Here is a 23,982-nt window from a genome sequence, read left to right as displayed (position 1 = left end):
GAATGTCACAAGGCCAGCGTGGATCAGCTACGAACCGGTCACTTGACCTGGGCGCCGCGGATCAGTCACGAAACGTCACGACGGTGACGCCCGCGCGCGCCGGCACGGGGTCGTTCATCGCGGCCAGCGCGGCCGGGACGTCGTCGAGGCCGATCCGCTGCCCGATGAGCGCGGCGAGGTCGATGCCGGCCGTCTCGACGACGCGCAGCAGCTCCGGGTACTCGTGCGCCTGCAGGCCGTGGATGCCGACGAGCTCCAGCTCGCCGCCGATGACCCGGTGCATCGGGATCGGCGCGACGCCCTGCGCGGGCGGCATCAGCCCGGCCTGGACGTGCCGGCCGCGCTTGCGGAGGCTGCCCACCGACGCCGCGCAGGTGGACGGCGCGCCGAGGCAGTCCAGCGACACGTGCGTGCCGCCCCCGGTCAGCTCGCGGACGTGCTCGGCGACGACTTCCGGGCCGTCGAACGCCGTCGAGTCGACGGTGATGGCCGCACCCGACTTCGCGGCGAGCTGCAGCGCCGACGGCGAGACGTCGACGGCAACGACTTTCGCGCCAGCCGCGACGGCCAGCAGCACGGCGGAGATGCCGACGCCGCCGCAGCCGTACACCGAAACCCACTGCCCGGCGGTGACCCGGCCTTGCCGCAGCACCGCGCGGAACGCCGTCCCGAAGCGGCAGCCGAGCGCGGCGGCTTCGGCGGCGCCGAGCGAGTCCGGCAGCGCGACGAGGTTCGTCTCGGCGTGCTCGATGGCGACGCGCTCGGCGAAGGAACCCCAGTGCGTCGCGCCGGGCTGGAACTCGCGGTCGCAGATCTGCTGGTCGCCGCGGGCGCACTGGGGGCAGGTGCCGCAGGCGCAGACGAACGGCACGGTGACGCGCGCGCCGAGCTCCCAGCCGCGCACGCCTTCGCCGAGCGCGACGACCCGGCCGGCGAGCTCGTGCCCGGCGACGTGCGGCAGCGTCACCGCGGTGTCGTGGCCCTGCCACGTGTGCCAGTCGCTGCGGCAGACACCGGTGGCGTCGACCTCGAGCACCGCGCCACCGGGCGGCGCCACCGGCTCGGGCACGTCCCGCACGACCGGCGGGACGCCGAACTCCTCCATCACGACAGCTCGCATGACCACGAGCCTACGTGCTCAGGTGAGCGGATTTCCGTTGGTACCGCAGAGAGACTTATTCAACCGTCGCCCGGCGCAAGCGCACCTGACCTTGCACGGCGCGCGCCCCGTAGCGCCGGCCTAGCCCGAATAAGCCTCTCAATTGAGCGCGGGCGGCTGCGCGTGGAACCGGGTTCTGCCGCGCGGCGGGCCGAGGAGCCTGCTGAGCGAGCCGTCCGGCACGTTCAGGATGTCCTCGAGATTCCGCAACGCCTGCAACGATTCCGGCCGCTCGGGCCGGCACCGCCCGGACTGCCAGTGGCTGAGGGTGGCCAGGCTGACCGTGGTTCCCCTGCCGCGCAAGCGATAGCGGATCCGGTCGAGGCCGAGGCCGCGGGCCCTGATCGCCGCGCGCAGCGCGACGTCGAACGGCCCGGCGGCCAGGAGGTGACCCAGTTCCGCCTGTTCCCCCCGGTCGATGGTGCGAGTTCGCTGACCGGTCATCACAACGCTCCGAAGCACTCCCGAGTACGAAAATTGGAGCGTAGGCCCAGCTTCGCAAGATCGGAAGGGCCCTCACCCACCTGCGAGCCGCACCTGCGCGGCGATCTCGGCGAACGGTTCCGCGTAGCCCGAGTTGATCGTGACGTAGGAAATCCCCCACCGCTCCCGCCAGCCGAGAAGCCTTTCCACCGCTTGACCTGGATCAGCGGGCAGCACGGTGACGGCACCGCCGGCGGCGAGCTCCGGGACGTCGACCCCGGCCCACCGCGCGATCCCGGGCGACGGCGCGTCCCCGACGGCCATCAGGTTCAGCCCGAGCTCGATGTCCGGCAACCGTTCTTCAGCAAGCTTACGGAATCGATCCACAATGGACTCGGCCTCGGCTTCGGTGGTTTGCGGCCGCCAGGTGAAGGTCAAGGTGTCCGCTTCTTGCGCGGCGAGCGCCAGCATTTTCGGTCCTCCGCCGGCGAGCACCAGCCGAGGCCGGTCCGCGGTCTCCTTGAGGACGGCGATCGTCTCGGCCATCCGTGTGATGCGCTCACCCGGTCCGCCGAACTCCCGGCCGAGGCTTTGGGTGTGCGCTTCGGCCCCGGGCCGCCCGACACCGAGCCCGAGTTCGAAGCGACCACCGGTCTGCTGGTGCAGGGTCCGCGCCTGCCAGGCGAGCGCTTTGGCGTCCCGGAACGGATCGGCGAGCACGAAGGTCCCTAGCGTGACGTCCAGGGTGACCGCGGCGGCGGCCCCGAGCAGGACGAAGGGATCGGCGGTGCCGACGGGATCGGTGGCGAGCAAGGTGTCGAAGCCGAGCTTCTCGACCCGCTCGGCCTGAGCGGTCCACGAGGTGAGATCGGCGGCATAACCGGCGACGACGCCGAAGCGGAAGGGTTTCATGCAGCCATGGTCGCGGCGGCGGGGCCGTCACCACATCCGCTTCACGACGTCACTCGGGCGTACGCCCCTCAGCGCAGGGTGACCGACAGGGCCTGCGCGATCTCCTTGCCGATGGCGTGCGTCGCCGCGTCCGGCGGGGAGCCCACCTTCACCACCATCGGTCCGCCGAACGGCTGGCGCTCGACGACCTCGATGCGTTCGCCCAGGTTGATCGCGTGTTCCGTCAAGTACCTCAGCAGCTCCGGGTCCGTGTCCCACACCCGGACGATCTCGCCCACCGCGCCCGGCTCGAGGTCGTCCAGGATCCGGACCGACAGCTCCTCCACGCTGCCGTCCGGGGCCGGGATCGGGTCGCCGTGGGGGTCGCGGACCGGGTTGCCCAGCTTCGCCGCGATGCGCTCGACCAGCCGGTCCGACACCGCGTGCTCCAGCGCGTCCGCCTCCGCGTGGACCTCGTCCCACGTGTAGCCGAGCTCGGACACCAGGTACGTCTCGATCAGCCGGTGGCGCCGCAGCACCGAGCGCGCCAGGAGACGGCCGTCGGCGGTCAGCTCGATCCCGCGGTACGGCATGTGCGTGACCAAGCCCAGCTGGGACAGCTTCGTGACCATCCCCGACGCCGAGGACGGGCTGACCTCCAGCCGGCCGGCGAGCGACGTGTTCGTGACCGCCTCACCCCGCTCGACCAGGCCGTAGATCACCCGGACGTAGTCCTCGACCGACGAGGACCTCCGGACCGAACCATCTCCCATGCCGCATACGATACGGGGCGGGGTTCTTTCTCGTGAAAGTTCACGGCCGCCAGCGGTAGCGGACCCAGCCCGGCACCGGCTCGGCGCCGAGCTGGGCGTAGAACGCCGCGCCTTTTTCGTTGCCCTCCTGCATGTCCCACTCGACGCGGCCGCTCGTGCGGTTGCGCAGCTCGTCGAGCAGCTCGCTGCCGAGCCCGAAGCGCCGGTGGGCGGGACGGACGAACAGGTCGTCCAGCCAGATCCCCGGCCGGGCCTCCCACGTGGAGAAGTTCCAGCTGCAGAAGGCGAAGCCGGCGACCGTGCCGGGCTCGCCGGGCGGGGTCGCGATCAGCACCCACGCCTTCGGGTCCGGCCCGAACAGGTGACCGCTCATCTCCGCGCGGTCGAGCTTCAGGTCGTGGTTGTCCTCGTAGACGGCGTGCTCCTCGATGAGCGCGCAGATCTCTTCGATGTCTTCGAAGACGGCGTCGCGGACGGGCATCTCGCCTCCCTTTTCTGTCGGTGGTGGTCGTTATGGTCGGACGCGGAGGTGGTCGATGTCGCCGGAGGAGAAGTTCGAGGACCTGGTCGACGAGTTCACCGGACGCCCGGGCATCACGCCACCCGGCGCGACCGGCGGGTTCGGGCGCACGGCGCTGCGTGCGCACGGCCGGATCTTCGCGATGTTCGTGCGCGGGCAGCTGGTGCTGAAACTTCCGCGGGCGCGGGTCGACGCGCTGGTCGAGGGTGGGCACGGGGTGCGCTTCGACGCCAACAAGGGCACCCCGATGAAGGAGTGGCTGGCGCTGGACACGGCGTCGGCGCAGCCCTGGTCCGCGCTGGCGGAAGAAGCACTCGAGTTCGTGGGGAGGAAGTGAGCCATCACGCTTGATAACGCAGTTCGCCGCCGACGGCGGTGCCTTGCACGCTGAGTCCTTCACCAGCGAGGTCGTCCAAAGCGGACTCGTCCAGGGGCGAACCGGACAGCACGGCGAAGTCGGCGAGCTTCCCGGGTTCGAGCGTGCCCAGGTCACGCTCGGCGAAGGTCGCGTACGCCGAGCCGAACGTGTACGCGCGCAACGCCTGCTCCGGCGTCAACGCCTCTTCGGGTGCGAAGGGCGCGCCTGACGCCGTGCGCCGACGCACCATGTCGGCCAGCGCGAGCAGCGGCGCGCCGTTCACGACGGGCCGGTCCGAGGACGCGGGAAGCACGCAACCCGCGTCGAGGACGCTTCTCAGCCGGTAGCACCACGGGACGCGCGCTTCGCCGAGCGCGGCGCGCATGCCGTCGCCGAGCTCGTTGACGAACCGCCCCTGCGGTGACGGGATGAGCCCGAGGGAAGCGAGCCGGGACAGCTCCGCGGGCTGCAGCACCGCGCAGTGCTCGATGCGGTGCCGGTGGTCCGTACGCGGCGAAGCGGCCAACGCGGCTTCGTACGCGTCGAGGACGACGGTGATCGCGCGGTCGCCGATCGCGTGCGTCGCGATCTGCCAGCCGGCGTCGTGGGCGCGGCGGATCGTGCGCGCGAGCTCGTCCTCGGGCACCTGGAAGTAGCCGCGGTTGTCCGGCTCTCCGTCGAAGGGGTCGTGCATCGCGCAGGTGCGCCCGACCAGGGAGCCGTCGGCGAACAACTTCATCGGGCCGACGCGCAGCCACTCGTCGCCGAGGCCGGTGCGCAGGCCGAGGTCGAGGCCGAAGCCGGCGTCGTCGGGCAGGTCGTGCAGCACGCTCGCGGCGACCATCACCGTGCTGCGCACGCGCAGCACGCCCTGGTCGCGCGCCTGCTGGTAGGCGGCCAGCTCGGCGGGTGTCTCGCCGACCAGTCCACCGCCGATCCCGGCCTCCTGGACGCTGGTGATGCCCTCCGAGAGGTACTGCTCGGACGCCCGGCCGAGCCCGCGCACGACCCGCGAAACCGGCGTCGGGTACGTCAGCGGGCGCAGCAGCAGCTGGGCCTGCTCGCGCAGCAGGCCGGTCGGCGAGCCGTCCGGCGAGAGCACGACGTCCCCGCCGACCGGGACGTGCGCCAGGTCGAGCTGGTCGAGCACGGCCGAGTTCACCACGGTCATGTGCCCGGACGTGTGCTTGAGCCGCACGAGCATGCCCGGCGCCGCGCGGTCGAGGCCGTGCCGGTCGGGATGGCCGCCGGCGAGCTTGTTCTGGTCGTACCCGCTGCCGATCACCCAGCTCCCGGGCGGCAGCGTCGCGGCGCGCGCGGCGACGGCGTCGTAGACCTCCTCGACGCTGCGGCAGCCGCTGAGCGGGACGTCGTCGAGGCCCATCCCGAACCACGCCATGTGGTTGTGCGCGTCGTGGAAGCCGGGCACGACGAACCCGCCGGCGAGATCGACCCGCGAGCGCGCCGAAAGCGAGAGAGCGTCGTCCCCCCAGGCGACGACCCGGCCGTGCAGGACGGCGAGCGCGCTGGTGATGCCCGCGCCCGTCCACACCGTGGCGTTCTCGTAGATCGTGTCGACCCGCATAAATCCAGAGGCTATCGATCGATCGATCGAACGTCTAGCATCGCCCTCATGCCCACCGTGGACTTCGCCGTCGAGGACGGCATCGCGCACATCCGGCTGAACCGGCCCGAGCGGCTGAACGCGGTCGCCGCCGTGCTGGTCGACGACTTCCTCGCCGCCCTCGACGCCGCCGCCCGCAGCGACGCCCGCGTCGTCGTGCTGTCCGGGAACGGCCGGGCCTTCTGCGCCGGCCACGACCTCAAGGAACCCACCCCCGCGGGTGATTCGCGGACGCGGCTGGACCGGCTCCAGGACGTCACGCGGCGGCTGCGCGGGCTGCGCCAGCCGGTCATCGCGGCGGTGCACGGCTACGCGATCGGCGCCGGCGCGGAGTTCGCGCTCGGCTGCGACCTGATCCTGGCCGCCGAAGACGCCGTCTTCGCGTTCCCCGAGGTCTCGCTGGGCCTGAGCGTCACCGGCGCGGCGTCGCGGCTGCTCCCGCTGCTCGTCGGCCCGCTGAAGGCGAAGGAGCTCCTGCTGCTCGGCGAGCGCTTCGACGGCCGCAAGGCCGCCGAGCTGGGCATGGTCAACGCCGCCGTCCCCGCCGAGCAGCTCCAGGCCGAGGCGCTGAGCTGGGCCAAGCGGATCGCCGGGCACCCGGCCGCGGCCGCGGCGATGGCCAAGCGCGTCCTCGACGCGAGCACCGACCTCGAACCGGCCCTCGAGCTGGAGGTCAGCCACGCCCTGATCACCGAAACCTCGGCCGCGGTCGCGGCGTCGACGGAAGCCTTCCGGAGCCGGGCGTGACGCCGCTCGCCGAGATCGGGACCCTCGCGCAGCTCGTCACGCGGGCCGCCGCGCTGTGGCCGGACCGCACGGCGTGGGTGTTCGACGAAACCGGCCGCCGCTTCACCTTCGCCGACGTCGACCGCGAAAGCTCACGGATCGCCGCGGCGCTCGCCGAGCGCGGCATCGGCCCCGGCAACCGGGTCGCGGTGATGCTGCGCAACCAGCCCGAATTCCCGCTGACCTGGCTGGCGCTGGCCAAGATCGGCGCGCAGCTGGTGCCGGTCAACACGAACTACCAGGAGTTCGACGGCGCCCACGTCCTCCGCCACTCCGGCGCGAAACTGGCCGTCGCGGCCCCGGAGTACACCGATCTCCTGGGCCGGATCGGGCTGACCGACGTCATCACGCCGGACGAGCTCCGCGCCGACGCCGAGCCGCCGGAGTTCACCCCGGTGCCCGAGCTGCCGGTCAACATCCAGTACACCTCGGGCACGACCGGCGCACCCAAGGGCTGCGTCCTGCCGAACCGGTACTGGACGACCCTCGCGGTGAGCCTGGCCACCGACTTCCCCGCCGTCGGCGAGGACGACGTCGTGCTGACCGCGCAGCCGTTCCACTACATCGATCCACAGTGGAACGTCGCGTTGGGACTCGCCGCCGGCGCCACCCTCGTCGTGCTGGACCGCTTCCACCCCAGCACGTTCTGGGCGAAGGTCCGCGAGCACGGCGTCACCTGGTTCTACTGCCTCGGCCTGATGCCGACGCTGCTGCTGCGCCAGGAACCGTCCGAAGCCGACCGCGACCACCGCGTGCGCGCGATCTGCGCGTCCGCGATCCCGCACGAGCTGCACGCCGAACTCGAACAGCGGTGGGGCGTGCCGTGGTACGAGGCGTTCGGGATGACCGAGACCGGCGGCGACATCCGGATGACGGCGGGCGACCACGACGAGACCGTCGGCACCGGCTGCATCGGCCGGCCGAGCCGCGACCGCGAGGCGATGATCGCCGGCGCCGACGGGAAGCCGCTGCCGCGCGGGGAAACCGGCGAGCTGCTGATCCGCGGGATCGGCCTGATGCACGGCTACCACGACGACCCGGCCGCGACCGCGAAGGCGTTCGAGAACGGCTGGTTCCACACCGGCGACCTCGCGCGGATGGACGACGCCGGCCGCGTCTACTACGTCGGGCGCACCAAGGACATGATCCGCCGCAGCGGCGAGAACGTCTCCGCGGACGAGGTCGAGCGCGCGCTGCTGCTGCACCCCTCGGTCAAGCTGGCCGCGGTCGTCGCGGTGCCCGACGAGCTGCGCGGCGAGGAGATCAAGGCGTACGTCGTCTGCGACGGCGGGCGCCCGGAACCGGCCGCCCTGGTCGCGTTCTGCTCGGAAAAGCTGGCGTACTTCAAGGTTCCGCGGTTCTGGGCGTTCGCCGACGAGCTGCCGATGACGCCGTCGGAGCGCGTCGCGAAGGGCGAGCTGCGGAAGGTGGCCGACCCGCGCGCCGGGTCGTGGGACGCGAAGGCGGCGGCATGGCTGTGACCAGCCGGGAGCGCGTCCGCGCGGCGGCGGTGAAGCTGTTCGCCACCAAGGGTTTCCACGGCACCGGCATCCGCGATCTGGCGCAGGAGGCCGAACTCTCGTCGGCGAGCCTGTACCACTACATGGGCACCAAGGAGGATCTGCTCGCGGAGATCATGCACACGGCGCTGAACCGCCTGCTGGACGCGGCCCGCGAGGCGACGGCCGGCAGCGCGGACCCGGTGCACCGGCTGCGCACGCTGGTCGCGTTGCACGTCCTCGCGCACGCGGTCGGCCCGGCGGAAACCCGCGTGGTGGACAACGAAGTCGACGTGCTGTCGCCGTCGGCGCGCGAGCCGGTGGTGGCGCTGCGGGACGCGTACGAACACCTGTGGGCGGCGGCGATCGAAGAAGGGGTCGCGGCCGGGGTGTTCCACACCGAACACCCGGCGGTGACCCGGCTCGCACTGCTGGAGATGTGCAGCGGCGTGGCCCGCTGGTACTCGCCGTCGGGGCCGCTGGCGCTGGACCAGCTCGCCGAGCACTACGCGGAGCTGGTCTCGCGGGCCCTGGGCTGCACCGCACCGCCGGGTGTGGCCGACTTGCGACGCTGCCGGGAAATCGTCGCGAAAGAGTGGGGCATGTCCGTTTAGCGGCGCTTTTACCTGTGTACGCCTTGCCCAGACGGCGTGCGTGGGGGACGCTCGAAGGGTGACTGAGGAAACGATCCAACTGGAACTGGACGACTCGGGTCTCGCGCCGGGCCTCCCGGCGCCGGCACACCCCCGCGATCAGGTGCAGGATGTCCCCTATCGCCCCGTCGAGTTCCGTGATGACGATCTCCCCACCGCCTTGGAGCGGTGCTCGAAGTGGCTACGGCAGGCACAGGAGTGGCTGGGCGAACCCCTCGACGTCCTGGCCATCCACCTCGACTACGACGACCGCCAGGGTTCGCCGTACTACGACGTGAAGCTCCTGTGCAACGAAGAGGACCTGGCCGGCGTCCCGATCGCCATTCGCAACAAGCAGTAATCAGCAAGCAGTACGCAGCCGAACAGCCGTCAAGGCCGCCGGAGAGGGCGGCCTTGACGGCTTCACGCGTTTCGGGGGGCCTCAGCCCAGGACGCCGCCGACCTTCACGTGCCCCTTGAGCAGGTTGCGCGCGATCGTGCGGCGCTGGATCTCGTCGGTGCCTTCGTAGATGCGCAGCAGCCGCAGCTCGCGGTACCACCGCTCGATCGGCAGCTCCCGCGTGTAGCCCATACCGCCGTGGATCTGCAGGACGCGGTCGACGATCTCGTTGGCCTTCTGGCCGCCGTACAGCTTCGCCATCGACTGCGCGTGCCGCGAGTCGATGCCCTGGTCCACCTGCCAGGCCGCGTTGAGCACCAGCCACCGCAGCGCCTCGAGCTCGACACCGGAGTCGGCGATCATCCACTGGATGGCCTGGCGTTCGGCGATCTTCTGCCCGAACGTCTCCCGCGTGTTGGCGTGCTCGATGGCCATCGAGATCAGCCGCTCGCACGAACCGATCGCGCGCGCCGGCAGGAGGTAGCGGCCCTGCCCGATCCACTGCATCGCGAGCTCGAACCCGCGGCCCTCTTCACCGAGGATCTGCGTCTCCGGGACGCGGACGTCCTGGAAGATCAGCGACGCCGGGCCCCACTCGCCCATGGTGTCGATGTACTCGGACTTCCAGCCGGCCTCGCGGTCGACGAGGAAGCACGTGACGCCGCCGTTCGCGCCCTTCTCCGGGTCGGTGATCGCGAAGACCATGGTGAAGTCGGCTTCGTTGCCGCCGGTGATGAACGTCTTCTCGCCGTTGATGATCCAGTCGGTGCCGTCCTTGCGGGCGGTGGTCCGGATGGCCTTGGCGTCCGACCCGGCGCCCGGCTCGGTGATCGCGAAGCAGGACTTGCGCTCGCCCGAGATGGTCGGCAGCAGGTAGGTCTGCTTCTGCTCCTCGTTGGCGTGGAACAGGATGTTGTCCGCGGCGCCGCCGAAGCGGAACGGCACGAAGGTCCGGCCGAGCTCGGCCTCCAGCAGCGCGGCCATCACGGCGGACAGGCCCATGCCGCCGTACTCCTCGGGCGTGAAGACGCCCCAGAAGCCGGACTCCTTCGCCTTCAGCTGGAGGTCCTTCAGCTCCTCGCCGGTGAGGCCGGGCTGGTGGGCGCGCTCACGCCGCAGGACCTCCTGCTCGAGCGGGATCAGCTCCCGCTGGACGAACGTGCGGACCCAGTCGCGCACTTCCCGTTCTTCGGTGCTGAGAGAAAAGTCCATGGGTGAGCTGCTCCTCCGACACTGGCTAAGCGCTTGCTTAGTCCAGGGTACCTCCTGGGAGCGTGATTACCCCAGACCTCTCCCCGAATTCGTGACAACCGCCGCGGCGCCCGGGAGGATCGGAGGCGTGATGGAGATCGTGGTCCGCTGGTCGTCCCCGCTGCCCGCCGAAGAACGCTTCCTGCGTCTGCTGGACGACGTCGAGCAGGGCCGGTTCGAGGCGTACCGGCAGGACGCCGACAAGCGCCGGTTCCTCACCGGCCGCGTGCTGGCGAAGACGGTGGCGGCCGAGTGGCTCGGGGTCCCGGTGGATTCGGTGAAGTTCGACGCGACCTGCGAAGACTGCGGCAAGCAGCACGGCCGGCCGCACGTCCCGGGCGCGGACCTGACCCTGTCGATCTCGCACTCGGGCGACCTGATCGGTGTCGCGGCGACCCCGTCGGTCCCGGTGGGCCTGGACGTCGAGACGGCGACCCGCAAGGCCGACGACGGCCTGATCGAGTACGCGCTGAGCCCGGCCGAGGCGGCCCACCTGACCGGCCTGACCGACGCGGAGAAGGCGAACGCGTTCTTCGTCTACTGGACGCGCAAGGAAGCGGTGATGAAGGCCACCGGCAAGGGCCTGCGCATCCCGCTGAAGAGCATCACGTTCTCCCGCTTCGACGAGCCGGCGAGGCTGGTGGAGTCGGGCGACCCGGCGCTGGAGCCGGCCCGCACGCGCTTGGTGGACCTGAAGGCCGCGGACGGCTACCGCGCGGCCATCGCCGTCCTGACCACCGACGAGCTGTCGGTGACCGAGGAGCTCTGGGCCCCCTAGACGCTGTCCTCCAGGCCCATCGCGGCCAGCAGCGTGCGGAACTTGGCCGTCGTCTCGTCGAGCTCCGCCCGCGGGTCCGACGCCGGGACGATGCCGCCGCCCGCGTACAGCCGCATCGACGTCGACGCGATCTCGGCGCAGCGGATCGCCACCGCCCACTCGCCGTCGCCCGCCGCGTCGACCCAGCCGACCGCTCCCGCGTAGTAGTCGCGGTCGAACGGCTCCAGCTCCTGGACCAGCTCGCGCGCACCCTCGGTCGGGGTGCCGCAGATCGCCGGCGTCGGGTGCAGGGCCGCCGCGAGGTCCAGTGCCGTGACGTCCGGGTCGGCCAGCTCGCCCGTGATCGGCGTGCGCAGGTGCCAGATCGCCGGCGTCGTGACCAGCTCCGGCTCGGCCGGGACGTCCAGGGTCCGGCAGAACGGCCGCAGCGCCTCGACGAGGTAGTCGATCACCACCGCGTGCTCCAGCTGGTCCTTGCGGGACGTCCGCAGCGCCTCGCCGTTGGCGCGGTCGGCCGCCGGGTCGGCCGACCGCGGCATCGAGCCCGCGTGCGGCGACGAGAACACCGTGCGGCCGGTCCGGCGCAGCAGCAGCTCGGGCGTGGCGCCGACGAGCGTACGGCCACCGGGCACCTCGGCCGCGTACGTGAAGTGCCGGGGGTTGCCGACCGCGAGGTTGCGCACGACGCGCTCGGCGGACACCGGCGCGGCGAACTCGAGGTCGAGAGCCCGGGCCAAGACGGCTTTGCGCAGGTCACGCTCACCCAGCGCGGAGACCGCGGACCGGACGGAAGCCATGTGCCGCTCGGGCGAGGGCACCGCGCGCACCCGCACGGGCGCCGGCAGGACCTCACGCGAAAGCGAAGGCGCGCCCTCGGAGCGGTGGACGGTCCGGGGCACGACGAGGTGGCCCGGCACCTTCGTGTCGGGCCCGGTGTCGAACGGGAGCACACCCACGGCCAGCGGGGCTCCGGTCGAGGCCAGGACGCCGGGGATCGCCGCGGCGAGCTGCCGCGGGTCCGTGTCCGTGACGGTCCGGAGCACGCCCTGCGCGAGGAGTGCGCGCTGGGCCGTCGTGAAGAGGAAGTCGCCTCGCTGGTAGCGGGCGGCGAGGTCAGCCGGGGTCGCCGGGTCAGGAGAACTCACAAGACCTAGCGTCCCAGGCTTCGGGAGATCCGCGAGGGGAGTGTCACGAGCGACACTCCCCTCGCGGGAGCTCCGGGGTGACGAGCTACTTGAGCGCGTCGATGAGCGCCTCGCGCTGGCGCTCGCCCAGGCCGGCGGCCCGCCGGTCCGGGTCGATGCCGGCCTGCTCGAGCAGGGCGGCGACCTTCACCGCGCCGAGGCCGGGGACGGCCTTCAGCAGCTGGGTGACCTTCGTCTTCCCGATGGTCTTGTTCTCCTTGGCCTGCTTGAGCACCTTTTCGATGCTCTCCTTGCCGGACTTGATCGACGCGAGCAGTTCCGAACGCGCCTTGCGAGCCTCGGCGGCCTTGGCCAAGGCGTCAGCGCGCTGCTCCGGAGTCAACGTAGGCAGAGCCAACGTAGTGTCCTTTCCTCTCAGGTCTCCGCTTTCGCGGCCGACAGCTTTTCTGAGTGCTTGCTCCTGCAAGCGCTGCTCAGCCGTCTCTTGCCACGGCCCCAGTAAACGCCACCGGCTTCGCGGCCGTGCAACCGACACGCACTTATTACCCCCGGAGGTGATACCGGGCAACCCGCTCCGGCCTGCGGAAACGCTCCCAAGAAGTGGCCGGAGTGGCCAGACTCACCCGGAAGTGAAGCCTCCGTTACGGCGTGCATTTCCTCGCCTATAAGGAAAAGCGTAAAAATTGATGATCTTGATCATCGTCCGGTCGTCCCCCGATCGCGCGACGACCGTGACCGAACGGAGCCGTTGTTGACCATGCCCGCTTCACCCGATCCGCACTAGAGTCGGCGCAACCCCAGTCCACCGGCGAACGACCCCCGGGAGCGACCATGTTGAGCACCATGCAGGACGGCCAGCTGTCGCTGGCGAACCTGCTCCGCCACGGCACGTCGGTGCACTCGGCGAGCGAAGTCATCACCTGGACCGGTTCAGAAGCCCGGCGCGAGACCTACGGCGAACTCGGCCGCAACGCCGCCCGCCTCGCGAACGCGCTCCGGAGCCTCGGCGTCACGGGCGACCAGCGCGTCGGCACGTTCATGTGGAACAACGCCGAGCACCTGGCCGCCTACCTGGCCGTCCCGGCGATGGGCGCCGTGCTGCACACCCTGAACATCCGCCTGTTCCCCGAGCAGCTGACCTTCGTCGCCAACCACGCCGAGGACCAGGTCGTCATCGTCGACGGCACGCTGGTCCCGCTGCTGGCGAAGCAGCTGCCGGAGTTCAAGACCGTCCGGCACGTCATCGTGGCCAACGGCGACGCGGCGTCGCTTCAAGCCCCGGACGGCATTCAGGTGCACGCCTACGCCGACCTGCTGGCCGGCCAGCCGGACACCTTCGACTGGCCCGACGTGGACGAGCGCTCGGCCGCCGCGATGTGCTACACCTCGGGCACGACGGGTGACCCCAAGGGCGTCGCCTACTCGCACCGCTCGATCTGGCTGCACTCGATGCAGGTCTGCATGAGCGACAGCATGAACCTCGCGCAGAGCGACACGGCGCTGGCGATCGTGCCGATGTTCCACGCGATGGCGTGGGGCCTGCCGTACGCGGCGCTGATGGTCGGCGCGTCCCTGCTGATGCCGGACCGGTTCCTCCAGCCGGCGCCGATCTCGGCGATGCTGGCCGCCGTGAAGCCGACGTTCGCCGGCGCCGTCCCGACCGTCTGGCAGGGCCTGCTCGCCCACCTCGACGCGAACCCGCAGGACATCTCCCACCTGCGCGAGGTCGTCGTCGGCGGGTCGGCCGTGCCGCCGTCGCTGATGCACGCGTTCGAGGAGAAGCACAAGGTGTCGATCCTGCACGCCTGGGGCATGACCGAGACGTCGCCGCTGGGCAGCGTCGCCCGCCCGCCGGCCGGCGCGACCGGCGAGGAAGCCTGGAAGTACCGCTACACGCAGGGCCGCTTCCCGGCGTCCGTGCGCGCCCGGCTGATCGACGACGACGGCTCCGTGCTGCCCTGGGACAACGAGGCCGTCGGCGAGCTCGAGGTCCAGGGCCCGTGGATCGCCGGCTCCTACTACGGCGGCGCGGAGATCGACCCGGACAAGTTCCACGACGGCTGGCTGCGCACCGGCGACGTCGGCAAGGTCAGCGCGGACGGCTACCTGACGCTGACCGACCGCGCCAAGGACGTCATCAAGTCCGGTGGCGAGTGGATCTCCTCGGTCGACCTGGAGAACCAGGTCATGGGCCACCCGGCGGTCGCCGAGGCCGCGGTCGTCGGCATCCCCGACGAGAAGTGGGACGAGCGGCCGCTGGTCGCCGTCGTGCTCAAGGAGGGCCAGACGGCCACGCCCGAGGAGCTGCGCGACTTCCTCTCCGACAAGGTCGCGAAGTGGCAGCTGCCGGAGAACTGGACGTTCGTGGACGAAGTGCCCAAGACGAGCGTCGGCAAGTTCGACAAGAAGCGCATCCGCGCGTCCTACTCCGAGGGAAAGCTCGACATCGCCCAGCTCTAACGGGTAAATCTCCGGCGAGTCTGCACGCTCGGGACGGCCACCATGGGGGAACCTACCTCCCTCATGGTGGCCTTCAGAGCACGTCGGAGGGGTTCTGGGGATGCATAACAGGCGCAATTTTCTCGCGCTCGCGGGGCTGGGCGCGGTCGTCACGGCCTGCGGGTCGAACACCGGGCGGCAGGGCACGCCGCCGCCGTCGACGGCCTACTCGGCGGGGCCGCCGCCGTCCGACGCGCCGAAGGTCACGCTCCAGCAGTGGTACCACGCGTACGGCGAGGACGGCGTCCAGGAAGCGGTCAAGCGGTACGCCGCCAGTTACCCGGGCGCGAGCGTGAACGTCCAGTGGAACCCGGGCGACTACGACTCGAAGATCGTCACCGCGCTGCAGAACAGCGCGGTCCCGGACGTCTTCGAGGCCCAGGTCAAGATCGACTGGGTGCGGCAGAACCAGGTCGTGTCGCTCGACGACGTCATCGCGCCGGTCCGGACCGACTTCAGCCCGGCCTTGCTGGCCGCGCAGACCGTCGAGGGCAAGGTCTACGGCATCCCGCAGGCCGTGGACACGCAGGTGCTCTTCTACCGCAAGAGCCTGCTGCAGGCCGCGGGCGTCCAGCCGCCGCAGACGGTCGACGAGCTGATCGACGCGGCCGCGAAGCTGACGAAGGACGGCGTCAAGGGCTTCTTCGCCGGCAACGACGGCGGCGTCGCCGTCCTCACCGGGCCGCTGCTGTGGTCGGCCGGCCTCGACTACCTCAAGAACGGCAACCGCGAGGTCGGCTTCGACGACCCGCGCGCGGCGACCGCGCTCGCGAAGCTGCACACCTTGAACGCCAACGGTTCCCTGCTGCTCGGCGCACCGGCGGACTGGTCGGACCCCGGCGCGTTCGTCGACGGGCTCGCCGCGATGCAGTGGACCGGCCTGTGGAACGTGCCGAAGATCCGGCAGGCGTTCGACGACGACTTCGGCGTCCTGCCGTTCCCCCGGCTCGACGCGACGGGCGCGCCGTCGGTGCCGGTCGGCGCGTACGGCGCGATGGTCAACGCCAAGAGCGCGCACGTCGCCGAGGCCAAGGCGTTCGTGAAGTGGCTGTGGATCGACAAGACCGACGACCAGCTGGAGTTCGCGACCAAGTTCGGCTTCCACGTCCCGGCGCGCCAGAGCCTGGTCGGCCAGGCGAACAGCCTCGCGACGGGGCCGGCCGCGGACGCCGCCCGGTTCGTCCGGGAGAACGGCCACCTCGTCGGCGGTCCGGTGTGGACGCAGCAGGCGAACACCGCGTTGTCCGACGCGGTCGCGAAGATCGCGAAGGAGGGGGCGGACCCGGTCGAGCAGACCAAGACGGCGGTCGGAGTCGCTCAGGCTGAGCTGAAGCGCCTGTTCGGATGAAGCGGCGGGATGCCCGCGCGTTCTGGCTGTTCGTCGGGCCGTTCCTGATCGGGCTGGCGGTCTTCGCGTACCTGCCGATCGGCTGGAGCGCGTACCTGTCCTTCTTCGACGCGCGCAACACGGTGGCCCCGACCGAGTTCGTCGGGCTGGACAACTACGGGCACATGCTGACCGACGAGCCGTTCCTGTCGAGCCTGGGGACGTTCAGCGTGTTCGCGGTGTTCATCGTGCCGCTGACGTTCGCGCTGTCGCTGGCGCTCGCCCTCGGCGTCAACCGGCTGCGGTTCGCGCGGGCGTTCTTCCGGTCGGTGTTCTTCCTGCCGTTCGCGTGCTCGTACGTCGTGGCGTCGCTGATCTGGAAGACGTCGCTGTTCTCCGGGGTCCGCTACGGACTGGCGAACAGCGTGCTGTCCCTCTTCGGCGCCGACCCGGTCGCCTGGACGGGGACGGTCGACCCGCCGCTGTACTGGATCGTCCTGGTGACGGCGCGGCTGTGGCTGCAGCTCGGGTTCTACATGATCCTGTTCATCGCGGCGCTGCAACGGATCCCGAGGCACCTGTACGAGGCCGCGTGGCTCGACGGCGCGAAGCCGGGCTGGCAGGTGTTCCGGTACATCACGCTCCCCCAGCTGCGCGCGACGGCGGTGGCGGTGCTCCTGCTCAACCTGATCAACGCGTACCAGGCGTTCGACGAGTTCTACAACATCATGGGGGACGCCCGGGGCTACCCGCCGTTCGCGCGGCCACCGCTGGTGTACCTGTACTACACGTCGCTGGGGTCGGGCGGCCAGGACCTGGGCCGCGGCAGTGCGGGCGCGGTGATCCTCGCGCTGCTCATCGCCCTGGTGACGTTGCTGCAGGGTCGCGTCTTCCGCTTCGGGCGGGTGTCGTGAAGGCGGTCCTGCGCTGGACGGCGCTCGTCGTCGCGGCGGTGCTGTTCCTGCTGCCGTTCTACCTGCTGGTGCGCAACGGCCTGGCGTCCCGGGCGGAGATCACCGCGCCCGGCTGGACGTTCTTCCCGTCCACAGTGCACTGGGAGAACTTCTCGACGCTGTTTTCGCTCACGGACGTCCCCTTCGCGCGCAGCCTGCTGAACTCGGCGATCGTGGCGGTCCTGCAGACCCTGGGCCTGCTGGTGATCTGCTCACTGGCGGGCTACGGCCTGGCCCGGATCCCGTACCGGCACTCGCGGTTCGTGTTCTACGCGGTGCTGGCGACGCTGATGATCCCGACGTCGGTGACGTTCGTGCCGAGCTTCGTGGTGGTCTCGTCGCTGGGCTGGCTGTCGGACTTCCGCGGGCTGGTGATCCCGGGCCTGTTCAGCGCGTTCAGCGTGTTCCTCTTCCGGCAGTACTTCCTGGACTTCCCGCGCGAACTGGAGGAAGCCGGCCGGGTCGACGGGCTCAGTCGCTGGGGCGTCTTCTGGCGGATCGTCGTCCCGAACTCGAAGGGGTTCTTCGCGGCGATCGCGGTGATCACGGTGATCGGCAGCTGGAACGCGTTCCTGTGGCCGCTGATCATCGCGCAGTCGCCGGACTCGTGGACGGTCCAGGTGGCGCTGTCCGGGTTGCTGACGGCGCAGAACCCCCAGCTGAACCTGCTGTTCCTCGCGGCGGCGGTGTCGATCCTGCCGATCGTGCTGCTGTTCGCGTTCCTGCAGCGGTACCTGGTCCGCGGGGTGACGGAGTCGGGTCTGACGGGCTGAGTAACGTGCGGCACCGTCCAGGCGACTTCGCCGGTGACGGACAGAAGTGGGTGCCCTGTGACCAGTTACGACCCTTACCAGCCGGATCAGCCGCAGTTCCCGCCCCCGGCCGATCCCGTTTACCCGCCTTCGGCGCCGCAGTACGCGGTCCAGCCGTACGTGACGCAGCCGCAGCCGTACCCGGGGTACGCCCCCCAGCCCGGCTATGGGGCGTACCCGGGGTACCAGCCGTTGACGACCAGCGGAATGGCGGTGGCGGGCATGGTCGTCGGCATCGTCGCGCTGGTCACGTTCTGGATCCCGTTCGTCGACCTGGTCCTCGGGTTCCTGGCGATCGGCCTGTCGTGGGGCGGGATGATGCAGGCGAACCGGCCCGGCTACACCGGCAAGGGCATGGGCATCGCGGGCCTGATCTGCGGGATCATCGCGGTGATCCCGGCGCTGATCGTGATGCTGTTCTTTTTCGGCCTGTTCGCCGCCGGGACCGCGTGCGGGATCAGCTGCTGACCGATCCGGCGCCCGAAATCCCCACGACGTTCGGCGGTACTCCCCGCACCGAGGCCTGTGACAGGGTGGATTGAACTGTCACGGTGAATGTTTTTCACGTTCACCCCGCGTCCACCCACGTCCGGCACGGTGCTGGGCAACCGAGAAGACTGGGGAGCGAACAACCATGGCCGAACTCACCCGGCGCGCCGTCACGACCGCGGGCGCCGCCGGTCTCGGACTGCTGCTGTGCACGCCCACCGCGAACGCCCTCGACCGCGCGCTGCGGCTCACGAGCACGCGCTCGGTCACCACATCCGGCACCACGCTCGAGCAGGTCGCCACCGCCGTCACCGCCGGGCCGGCCTACACCCGGCTCCAGGGCGGGCCCGGCTGGCCGCTCGTCGTCCGCAGCGACCTCGCGACGCCGAAGACCGGGCGCGACGACCGCCGCCGCGCGCTCAGCGCGTTCGTGCAGTTCACCGACCTGCACATCACCGACACCGAGAGCCCCGCGCGCTTCGAGTACCTGCACCCGTTCATCGGCTCGGCGCACCGGCCGCAGGAGGCGCTCGGCACCGTCGCGACGAGCGCGCTCGTCGAGCGCGTCAACAGCGTGCGGCAGGGGCCGTTCACCGGCCGGCCGTTCGACCTCATGGTCACCACCGGCGACAACACCGACAACCACGAGCTGATCGAGCTCGACTGGTTCCTCAAGGTCCTCAACGGCGGCAGCGTCACGCCGAACTCCGGCGACCCGAACGCCTACGAGGGCGTCCAGAACTCCGGCAACCACGAGTTCTGGAACCCGGGTACGCCGGGCAGCGACGACTACTCCGCCAAGGGCTTCCCGCAGATCCCCGGCCTGCTCGAAGCCGGCATCAAGCCGTTCACCGCGCCCGGCCTCGACGTCCCGTGGTTCTGCACCTTCGGCAACCACGACGACAGCATCGTCGGCTCGCTGCCGGCGCAGATCCCCGGCATCGACGCCTGGTACACCGGCCGGTACAAGGTCATCGGCAAGGACGAGAGCACCGCGAAGAAGCTCGCCGACGCCATCAAGAAGCCCGGCTCGAGCGTGCCGGTCGCCGAGCTGTTCGGTGGCTCGGGCACGATCCGCGAGGTCACGCCGGACGTGCGGCGCCGTCCGTTCGACACCGGCGAGTTCGTCCGCGCCCACCTCGACTCCGCCAACACCGGCCCCGGCCCGGTCGGGCACGGCTTCTCGACCGCCAACGCCGACGGCAAGAACGTCTACTACACGTTCCGGATCGCGCCGGGCATCACCGGGATCAGCCTCGACACGACGACCGACGCCGGGTTCGCCGACGGCTCGATCGGCCTCGCGCAGTTCAACTGGGTCGAGGCGACGCTGAAGCGGAACAGCTCGACGTACTACGACTTCTTCGGCCGCAAGGTCACCCACGCCGTCACCGACGAGCTGTTCCTGCTGTTCAGCCACCACACCAGCGGCACGATGACCAACCTGCTGCCGGACTCGCGCCACCTGCTCGACCCGCGTCTCAACGGCGACGCGTTCGTCGGGCTGCTCAAGCGGTTCCCGAACGTGCTGGCCTGGGTCAACGGCCACACGCACCTCAACAAGATCACGCCGCACGCGGGGAACACGCCGCAGCAGGGCTTCTGGGAGATCAACACGGCGTCGCACATCGACTTCCCGCAGCACGCGCGGATCGTCGAGGTCGCGGACAACGCCGACGGCACGTTGTCGCTGTTCACGACGCTGATCGAGGCCGAAGCGCCGTACGCCGTGGACTACGGCGCCCGGACGCCGCAAGCGCTTGCGTCGCTGTACCGCGAGCTGTCGTACAACGACATCCACACCAACCTCGGCCGCGTCGGGGATCCCGCGGACCACAACACGGAGCTGCTGCTCGTCAACCCGCTGAGCTGAGCGCGTTACCTCCGGCGTAATCGCCCTCGGGCCGGGCGTGCGGCAAGGTGACCGCATGACCGATCCCGAGGGCACGCGGCTCTTCCACCGTTCCATGCCGTTCTCCGAGCGCCTCGGCGTCGAGGTGCTGGAGCACGGGCGTGAGCTCGTCCGCAGCCGGCTGAAGTGGGACGAGAGCCTCTGCACGCTCGGCGGCGCGCTGCACGGGGGCGCGCTCATGGCGCTGGCCGACTCGACCGGCGCCGTGTGCGCGTTCCTCAACCTGCCCGAGGGCGGCCAGGGCACGACGACCGTCGAGTCGAAGACGAACTTCCTGCGTGCGGTGCGTTCGGGCTACGCCGTTGCGTCGTCCAGACCACTGCACGCCGGGCGCAAGTTCGTCGTGGTGGAGACCGAGATCCACGACGACGACGGCAGGTTGGTCGCGAAAGTGACACAGACGCAGGCCGTCCTCTAGGTACCTGTTTACAGACCCGGCCGGACCGGCGAAAATCCCTGGCTACTGGGTGGGTCTATCAGGGAGCCGGGATGCGCGTACGCAAGTTGTTCACCTTATTGTCAGTGGTTGTGTTGACCGCTGTAACCGCGCAAGTGGCCGAGGCCGCGCCCGCCCGGCCCCACGACGACGAGGCGATCGACTACCACGAGTGGAACGGCGGGCGCTTCCACGAAGGCGACTTCGCCGGGCTCGCGCTGACCCGCGACGGCCTGCGCATCACGCGCCCGGTCGGCACGGTCGAGCACACCGAGCCGGAGCTGGGCACGACGAGAACGTACGAGTACGGCCGGTGGACGTCGCCGGAGTACCGCGAGGGCTTCGGCGCGACGCAGCTGGTCGCGTCCTGGAACGCGCAGACGCCGGCGAAGACTTGGCTGCAGGTCGAGGCGCGCGGCCGGACGTCGGCCGGCACCGAAACCGCGTGGTACGTGATGGGCCGCTGGGCCAGCGGCGACGCCGACATCCTGCGCACCAGCGTCGACGGCCAGGACGACGCGAACGCCCTGGTCGACGTCGACACGTTGGAGATGAAGACGGGCGTGACGCTGAAGTCGTACCAGCTGCGGATCGACCTCTACCGCGAAGCCGGGTCGCACGCGACGCCGTCGGTGACGTCGCTGGGCGCGATGACCTCGGCGGTGCCGGACCGCTTCGACGTGCAGACGACGAAGCCGGGCCGTGCCACCGGGATCGAGCTGAAGGTGCCGGCCTACGCGCAGAACCTCCACAAGGGACAGTTCCCGCAGTACGGCGGTGGCGGCGAAGCCTGGTGCAGCCCGACGTCGACCGAGATGGTGGCCGAGTACTGGGGCAAGAAGCCGTCGGCGGCGGAGATGTCCTGGATCCCGGCGGACTACGTCGACCCGTCGGTGGCGTTCGCGGCGCGCTACACCTACGACCACGCGTACGACGGCACAGGCAACTGGCCGTTCAACACGGCGTACGCGGCGTCGCGCGGCCTTCGCGGTCACATCACGCGGCTGCACTCGCTGAACGAGCTCGAGAACTACATCGCCCGCGGGATCCCGGTGATCACGTCCCAGTCGTTCCTGGCGTCGGAACTGGACGGCGCGGGCTACGGGACGTCGGGGCACATCATGGTGGTCGTCGGCTTCACGAAGGACGGCGACGTGATCGCGAACGACCCGGCGTCGAGCAGCAACGACCGCGTGCGCAACGTGTACAAGCGCGACCAGTTCGAGAAGATCTGGCAGCGGACCAAGCGCTACCGCGCGGACGGGTCCGTGGCGAGCGGCCCGGGCGGCGTCGCGTACATCATCACGCCGGCCTGACCGGATCGGCGGGGCGCCGGGCGGCGCCCCGCCGCGCCTCACCAGGTCTTGCCGGCCTGCTCCCGGATCGCGCGGTTGATCCGGTTGAAGAAGCCGGTCAGCGCGATGTGCAGGACGATCGCCGACAGCTGCTTCTCGTCGAAGTGCCCGGCGGCGGCCGCCCAGATCTCGTCGGTCACGCCCGGCTGGCCGTCCTCGATCCGCGTCGCCGCTTCGGTCAGCGCGAGCGCGGCCCGCTCCGGCTCGGTGAAGAACGGCGTCTCGCGCCAGGTGACGACGCTGTGCAGCCGTTCTTCGGTCTCGCCGTGCTTCTTCGCCGACTGGACACCCCCGTAGACGCACGGCGCGCAGCTGTTGATCTGGCTGGCCCGCAGGTGGACCAGCTCGAGCAGCAGCGGGTCGACGCCGGCGCCGTACACGACCTTGAGCAGCTGCTGGACCGCTCCGGTCACCTCGGGGCTGCTGGTGCTCTCGAGCCGTGCTTCCATCGTTCCTCCTGTTGTTACCTGTGGTGCTTCGGATCCGTCATCCCCATGACGGAGCGGAACCGAGGAAGGTAACGACATGCCCGACACGATGACCGAGGTCTTCGAGGCGCAGCGCGACCGGCTGCGCGCGGTGGCCCACCGCGTGCTGGGTTCGCACGCCGACGCCGAGGACGTGGTCCAGGAGGCGTGGCTGCGGCTGTCCCGCCAGGACGCCGAGACGATCGACAACCTCGACGGCTGGCTCACGACGGTGGTCGGCCGGATCAGCCTGGACGTGCTGCGCTCGCGCCGGTCCCGGCCCGAGGCGCCGTACGACGAGATCGTCGTGGCGGTCGACGAAAGCCCGGCCCCCGACGACGACGCCGAGCTGGCGGACTCGGTCGGGCTCGCGCTGCTGGTGGTGCTGGAGTCCCTCGCGCCGGGCGAGCGGCTGGCGTTCGTGCTGCACGACCTGTTCGCGGTGCCGTTCGAGGAGATCGGCCGCATCCTCGGCAAGTCCCCGGGCGCGACGAAGATGCTGGCGAGCCGCGCGCGCAAGAAGGTCCGGACGCCGGCGGGTCCTTCCGGTGCGGGGAGGTCGCAGCGCCAGGTGGTGGACGCGTTCTTGAGGGCGGCCCGCGACGGCGATTTCGAGGAACTGCTGCGGGTCCTGGACCCGGACGTCCGCTTGACGGTCGACACCCCGGACGGCGTGGTGGTGGTCCTGGGAGCGACGAACGTGGCGGCGGGAGCGCGCATCGGAGCGGCAGCGGGCGGCCAGGAGGTCCTGGTCGGCGGCCTGCCGGGCGTGGTGGCGTGGCACCCGGACGGGACACCGATGTCGGTGGTGGCGTTCACGGTGGTGGGCGGCCGGATCACGGGTATCGCGGGAGTCGCCGACCCGGCGCGGCTGGCGTCGATGGAGCTGCCCGAGCCGCCCGGAACTGTCGGTACCGCCCGCTAAGCTGGAAGACGGGGGCCGGAGGCCCGTGCCAGACTGCCGTAACCATGCGCCCCCTGCTCTTCCTCGACGTCGACGGCCCGCTGATCCCGTTCGGGCGCGGTTCCGGCGAGTACGCGCACTTCACGGACGCCGACCTGGACAACCCCCTGCTGTCCCGGGTCGACCCGGGCCTCGGCCCGCGGCTGCTGGCGCTCGGGTGCGACCTGGTCTGGGCCACGACGTGGCTGGACGACGCCAACGAAGCCGTCGCTCCGCTGCTGGGCCTGCCGCCGCTGCCCGTGCTCGATTTCCCCGAGGAAGACACCGGACCGGGGCCGCACTGGAAGACCACGCGGATCGTCGAGCACGCGGCGGGCCGCCCGTTCGCCTGGGTCGACGACGAAACCACCGACGCCGACCGGACGTGGGTCGCGCGCCACCACCCGGGACCGGCTCTGGTGCACACCGTCGCCGCAAGCACGGGGCTCACCGGCCACGACTTCGAAACCCTCGCCGACTGGTTCGCCACAGTTGCGTAACGCGCAACATGTTGCGCACAAACCACCAAGACTCACTCATGCGGATGTCG

At 70.6% G+C, this 23,982-nt stretch carries 26 protein-coding genes; 16 read left to right on the top strand and 10 right to left on the bottom strand.

Going from position 1 to position 23,982, the window contains the following annotated elements:
* Positions 1 to 61 precede the first annotated feature (61 nt).
* The 5 genes from ACZ7OH_RS33390 to ACZ7OH_RS33370 all read right to left on the bottom strand — a co-directional run bounded on the left by ACZ7OH_RS33390 (position 62) and on the right by ACZ7OH_RS33370 (position 3,727).
* Complete coding sequence (locus ACZ7OH_RS33390) at positions 62 to 1,120, bottom strand: zinc-binding dehydrogenase (RefSeq protein WP_470284468.1); 1,059 nt, start codon at positions 1,118 to 1,120, stop codon at positions 62 to 64.
* A 138-nt stretch (positions 1,121 to 1,258) separates the two neighbouring features.
* Entirely contained in the window at positions 1,259 to 1,603 is a 345-nt protein-coding gene (locus ACZ7OH_RS33385; RefSeq protein ID WP_470284467.1) for a transcriptional regulator, read from the bottom strand.
* A gap of 72 nt (positions 1,604 to 1,675) precedes the next feature.
* Positions 1,676 to 2,494: an LLM class flavin-dependent oxidoreductase gene (locus ACZ7OH_RS33380; RefSeq protein WP_470284466.1), complete on the bottom strand. Its 819-nt coding sequence runs from the start codon at positions 2,492 to 2,494 to the stop codon at positions 1,676 to 1,678.
* Between the two features lie 68 nt (positions 2,495 to 2,562).
* A complete protein-coding gene (locus ACZ7OH_RS33375; protein WP_400895472.1) occupies positions 2,563 to 3,246 on the bottom strand; it encodes a metal-dependent transcriptional regulator in 684 nt (227 codons plus the stop codon).
* A gap of 40 nt (positions 3,247 to 3,286) precedes the next feature.
* A complete protein-coding gene (locus tag ACZ7OH_RS33370) occupies positions 3,287 to 3,727 on the bottom strand; it encodes a GNAT family N-acetyltransferase (protein ID WP_470284465.1) in 441 nt (146 codons plus the stop codon).
* A 55-nt stretch (positions 3,728 to 3,782) separates the two neighbouring features.
* Between ACZ7OH_RS33370 and ACZ7OH_RS33365 the strand changes: the two genes are divergently transcribed.
* On the top strand, positions 3,783 to 4,103 hold the full coding sequence (locus tag ACZ7OH_RS33365; protein ID WP_470284464.1) for a hypothetical protein: 321 nt from the start codon (positions 3,783 to 3,785) through the stop codon (positions 4,101 to 4,103).
* Between the two features lie 4 nt (positions 4,104 to 4,107).
* Here ACZ7OH_RS33365 and ACZ7OH_RS33360 read toward each other — a convergent pair whose 3' ends face one another.
* The gene (locus tag ACZ7OH_RS33360; protein WP_470284463.1) at positions 4,108 to 5,709 is read right to left on the bottom strand and encodes an amidohydrolase; all 1,602 of its coding nucleotides are present in this window, start codon (positions 5,707 to 5,709) and stop codon (positions 4,108 to 4,110) included.
* Between the two features lie 48 nt (positions 5,710 to 5,757).
* Between ACZ7OH_RS33360 and ACZ7OH_RS33355 the strand changes: the two genes are divergently transcribed.
* The 4 genes from ACZ7OH_RS33355 to ACZ7OH_RS33340 are packed head-to-tail and all read left to right on the top strand — an operon-like array spanning position 5,758 to position 9,026.
* Complete coding sequence (locus ACZ7OH_RS33355) at positions 5,758 to 6,495, top strand: enoyl-CoA hydratase/isomerase family protein (RefSeq protein ID WP_470284462.1); 738 nt, start codon at positions 5,758 to 5,760, stop codon at positions 6,493 to 6,495.
* Positions 6,492 to 8,015, top strand: coding sequence for an ATP-dependent acyl-CoA ligase (locus ACZ7OH_RS33350; protein WP_470284461.1), 1,524 nt, complete (start codon positions 6,492 to 6,494; stop codon positions 8,013 to 8,015). Before ACZ7OH_RS33355 ends, ACZ7OH_RS33350 begins: the two co-directional genes overlap by 4 nt.
* The gene (locus tag ACZ7OH_RS33345; protein WP_470284579.1) at positions 8,012 to 8,647 is read left to right on the top strand and encodes a TetR/AcrR family transcriptional regulator; all 636 of its coding nucleotides are present in this window, start codon (positions 8,012 to 8,014) and stop codon (positions 8,645 to 8,647) included. The genes ACZ7OH_RS33350 and ACZ7OH_RS33345 overlap by 4 nt, the downstream gene beginning before the upstream one ends.
* A gap of 58 nt (positions 8,648 to 8,705) precedes the next feature.
* Positions 8,706 to 9,026: a hypothetical protein gene (locus ACZ7OH_RS33340; RefSeq protein WP_284742934.1), complete on the top strand. Its 321-nt coding sequence runs from the start codon at positions 8,706 to 8,708 to the stop codon at positions 9,024 to 9,026.
* Between the two features lie 81 nt (positions 9,027 to 9,107).
* Here the strand turns inward: ACZ7OH_RS33340 and ACZ7OH_RS33335 are convergent, their stop codons facing one another.
* Positions 9,108 to 10,277, bottom strand: a complete 1,170-nt coding sequence (locus ACZ7OH_RS33335) for an acyl-CoA dehydrogenase family protein (RefSeq protein WP_086856274.1) — start codon at positions 10,275 to 10,277, stop codon at positions 9,108 to 9,110.
* 130 nt (positions 10,278 to 10,407) lie between these two features.
* On the opposite strand from ACZ7OH_RS33335, the gene ACZ7OH_RS33330 reads away from it, so the two are divergent.
* Positions 10,408 to 11,094: a 4'-phosphopantetheinyl transferase family protein gene (locus ACZ7OH_RS33330; RefSeq protein ID WP_470284578.1), complete on the top strand. Its 687-nt coding sequence runs from the start codon at positions 10,408 to 10,410 to the stop codon at positions 11,092 to 11,094.
* On the opposite strand, the gene ACZ7OH_RS33325 is transcribed toward ACZ7OH_RS33330, so the two are convergent.
* Both ACZ7OH_RS33325 and mihF read right to left on the bottom strand, forming a co-directional pair.
* Positions 11,091 to 12,239 carry an isochorismate synthase gene (locus ACZ7OH_RS33325; protein ID WP_470284460.1) on the bottom strand — a complete coding sequence of 383 codons (1,149 nt, stop codon included), beginning with the start codon at positions 12,237 to 12,239 and terminating at the stop codon, positions 11,091 to 11,093. The genes ACZ7OH_RS33330 and ACZ7OH_RS33325 overlap by 4 nt on opposite strands.
* A gap of 85 nt (positions 12,240 to 12,324) precedes the next feature.
* A complete protein-coding gene (mihF, locus tag ACZ7OH_RS33320) occupies positions 12,325 to 12,636 on the bottom strand; it encodes an integration host factor, actinobacterial type (protein ID WP_026468624.1) in 312 nt (103 codons plus the stop codon).
* Positions 12,637 to 13,070: 434 nt separating this feature from the next.
* Here mihF and ACZ7OH_RS33315 point away from each other — a divergent pair, with 434 nt between their 5' ends.
* The 8 genes from ACZ7OH_RS33315 to ACZ7OH_RS33280 all read left to right on the top strand — a co-directional run bounded on the left by ACZ7OH_RS33315 (position 13,071) and on the right by ACZ7OH_RS33280 (position 21,983).
* Positions 13,071 to 14,699 carry a long-chain fatty acid--CoA ligase gene (locus ACZ7OH_RS33315; RefSeq protein WP_470284459.1) on the top strand — a complete coding sequence of 543 codons (1,629 nt, stop codon included), beginning with the start codon at positions 13,071 to 13,073 and terminating at the stop codon, positions 14,697 to 14,699.
* Positions 14,700 to 14,799: 100 nt separating this feature from the next.
* On the top strand, positions 14,800 to 16,086 hold the full coding sequence (locus ACZ7OH_RS33310; RefSeq protein WP_470284458.1) for an ABC transporter substrate-binding protein: 1,287 nt from the start codon (positions 14,800 to 14,802) through the stop codon (positions 16,084 to 16,086).
* A complete protein-coding gene (locus ACZ7OH_RS33305) occupies positions 16,083 to 16,979 on the top strand; it encodes a carbohydrate ABC transporter permease (RefSeq protein WP_470284457.1) in 897 nt (298 codons plus the stop codon). Before ACZ7OH_RS33310 ends, ACZ7OH_RS33305 begins: the two co-directional genes overlap by 4 nt.
* Positions 16,976 to 17,791: a carbohydrate ABC transporter permease gene (locus tag ACZ7OH_RS33300; RefSeq protein WP_470284456.1), complete on the top strand. Its 816-nt coding sequence runs from the start codon at positions 16,976 to 16,978 to the stop codon at positions 17,789 to 17,791. The genes ACZ7OH_RS33305 and ACZ7OH_RS33300 overlap by 4 nt, the downstream gene beginning before the upstream one ends.
* 57 nt (positions 17,792 to 17,848) lie before the next feature.
* On the top strand, positions 17,849 to 18,298 hold the full coding sequence (locus ACZ7OH_RS33295; protein WP_470284455.1) for a DUF4190 domain-containing protein: 450 nt from the start codon (positions 17,849 to 17,851) through the stop codon (positions 18,296 to 18,298).
* Between the two features lie 166 nt (positions 18,299 to 18,464).
* Positions 18,465 to 20,192 (top strand): TIGR03767 family metallophosphoesterase, encoded by a 1,728-nt coding sequence (locus tag ACZ7OH_RS33290; protein ID WP_470284454.1) that lies wholly within the window; start codon positions 18,465 to 18,467, stop codon positions 20,190 to 20,192.
* A gap of 55 nt (positions 20,193 to 20,247) precedes the next feature.
* Entirely contained in the window at positions 20,248 to 20,649 is a 402-nt protein-coding gene (locus tag ACZ7OH_RS33285) for a PaaI family thioesterase (protein WP_470284453.1), read from the top strand.
* Between the two features lie 71 nt (positions 20,650 to 20,720).
* Entirely contained in the window at positions 20,721 to 21,983 is a 1,263-nt protein-coding gene (locus ACZ7OH_RS33280) for a peptidase C39 family protein (protein ID WP_470284452.1), read from the top strand.
* 38 nt (positions 21,984 to 22,021) lie between these two features.
* On the opposite strand, the gene ACZ7OH_RS33275 is transcribed toward ACZ7OH_RS33280, so the two are convergent.
* Positions 22,022 to 22,471, bottom strand: a complete 450-nt coding sequence (locus ACZ7OH_RS33275; RefSeq protein ID WP_470284451.1) for a carboxymuconolactone decarboxylase family protein — start codon at positions 22,469 to 22,471, stop codon at positions 22,022 to 22,024.
* Between the two features lie 76 nt (positions 22,472 to 22,547).
* Between ACZ7OH_RS33275 and ACZ7OH_RS33270 the strand changes: the two genes are divergently transcribed.
* Both ACZ7OH_RS33270 and ACZ7OH_RS33265 read left to right on the top strand, forming a co-directional pair.
* On the top strand, positions 22,548 to 23,414 hold the full coding sequence (locus ACZ7OH_RS33270) for a sigma-70 family RNA polymerase sigma factor (protein ID WP_470284450.1): 867 nt from the start codon (positions 22,548 to 22,550) through the stop codon (positions 23,412 to 23,414).
* A gap of 44 nt (positions 23,415 to 23,458) precedes the next feature.
* A complete protein-coding gene (locus ACZ7OH_RS33265) occupies positions 23,459 to 23,932 on the top strand; it encodes an HAD domain-containing protein (protein WP_470284449.1) in 474 nt (157 codons plus the stop codon).
* The last annotated feature ends 50 nt before the right edge of the window (positions 23,933 to 23,982 follow it).

The organism is Amycolatopsis sp. NPDC114478 (assembly GCF_055633805.1).
Note: the sequence above shows the minus strand (reverse complement) of the source record. Positions and strands in the feature narration are given on the sequence as shown.

Bases quoted from the DNA above. Each gene is read 5' to 3' on its own strand.
- ACZ7OH_RS33390 (WP_470284468.1), bottom strand. From the start codon at position 1,120: ATGCGAGCTGTCGTGATGGAGGAGTTCGGCGTCCCGCCGGTCGTGCGG.
- ACZ7OH_RS33385 (WP_470284467.1), bottom strand. From the start codon at position 1,603: ATGACCGGTCAGCGAACTCGCACCATCGACCGGGGGGAACAGGCGGAA.
- ACZ7OH_RS33380 (WP_470284466.1), bottom strand. From the start codon at position 2,494: ATGAAACCCTTCCGCTTCGGCGTCGTCGCCGGTTATGCCGCCGATCTC.
- ACZ7OH_RS33375 (WP_400895472.1), bottom strand. From the start codon at position 3,246: ATGGGAGATGGTTCGGTCCGGAGGTCCTCGTCGGTCGAGGACTACGTC.
- ACZ7OH_RS33370 (WP_470284465.1), bottom strand. From the start codon at position 3,727: ATGCCCGTCCGCGACGCCGTCTTCGAAGACATCGAAGAGATCTGCGCG.
- ACZ7OH_RS33365 (WP_470284464.1), top strand. From the start codon at position 3,783: ATGTCGCCGGAGGAGAAGTTCGAGGACCTGGTCGACGAGTTCACCGGA.
- ACZ7OH_RS33360 (WP_470284463.1), bottom strand. From the start codon at position 5,709: ATGCGGGTCGACACGATCTACGAGAACGCCACGGTGTGGACGGGCGCG.
- ACZ7OH_RS33355 (WP_470284462.1), top strand. From the start codon at position 5,758: ATGCCCACCGTGGACTTCGCCGTCGAGGACGGCATCGCGCACATCCGG.
- ACZ7OH_RS33335 (WP_086856274.1), bottom strand. From the start codon at position 10,277: ATGGACTTTTCTCTCAGCACCGAAGAACGGGAAGTGCGCGACTGGGTC.
- ACZ7OH_RS33330 (WP_470284578.1), top strand. From the start codon at position 10,408: ATGGAGATCGTGGTCCGCTGGTCGTCCCCGCTGCCCGCCGAAGAACGC.
- ACZ7OH_RS33315 (WP_470284459.1), top strand. From the start codon at position 13,071: ATGTTGAGCACCATGCAGGACGGCCAGCTGTCGCTGGCGAACCTGCTC.
- ACZ7OH_RS33310 (WP_470284458.1), top strand. From the start codon at position 14,800: ATGCATAACAGGCGCAATTTTCTCGCGCTCGCGGGGCTGGGCGCGGTC.
- ACZ7OH_RS33305 (WP_470284457.1), top strand. From the start codon at position 16,083: ATGAAGCGGCGGGATGCCCGCGCGTTCTGGCTGTTCGTCGGGCCGTTC.
- ACZ7OH_RS33290 (WP_470284454.1), top strand. From the start codon at position 18,465: ATGGCCGAACTCACCCGGCGCGCCGTCACGACCGCGGGCGCCGCCGGT.
- ACZ7OH_RS33285 (WP_470284453.1), top strand. From the start codon at position 20,248: ATGACCGATCCCGAGGGCACGCGGCTCTTCCACCGTTCCATGCCGTTC.
- ACZ7OH_RS33280 (WP_470284452.1), top strand. From the start codon at position 20,721: ATGCGCGTACGCAAGTTGTTCACCTTATTGTCAGTGGTTGTGTTGACC.
- ACZ7OH_RS33275 (WP_470284451.1), bottom strand. From the start codon at position 22,471: ATGGAAGCACGGCTCGAGAGCACCAGCAGCCCCGAGGTGACCGGAGCG.
- ACZ7OH_RS33270 (WP_470284450.1), top strand. From the start codon at position 22,548: ATGCCCGACACGATGACCGAGGTCTTCGAGGCGCAGCGCGACCGGCTG.
- ACZ7OH_RS33265 (WP_470284449.1), top strand. From the start codon at position 23,459: ATGCGCCCCCTGCTCTTCCTCGACGTCGACGGCCCGCTGATCCCGTTC.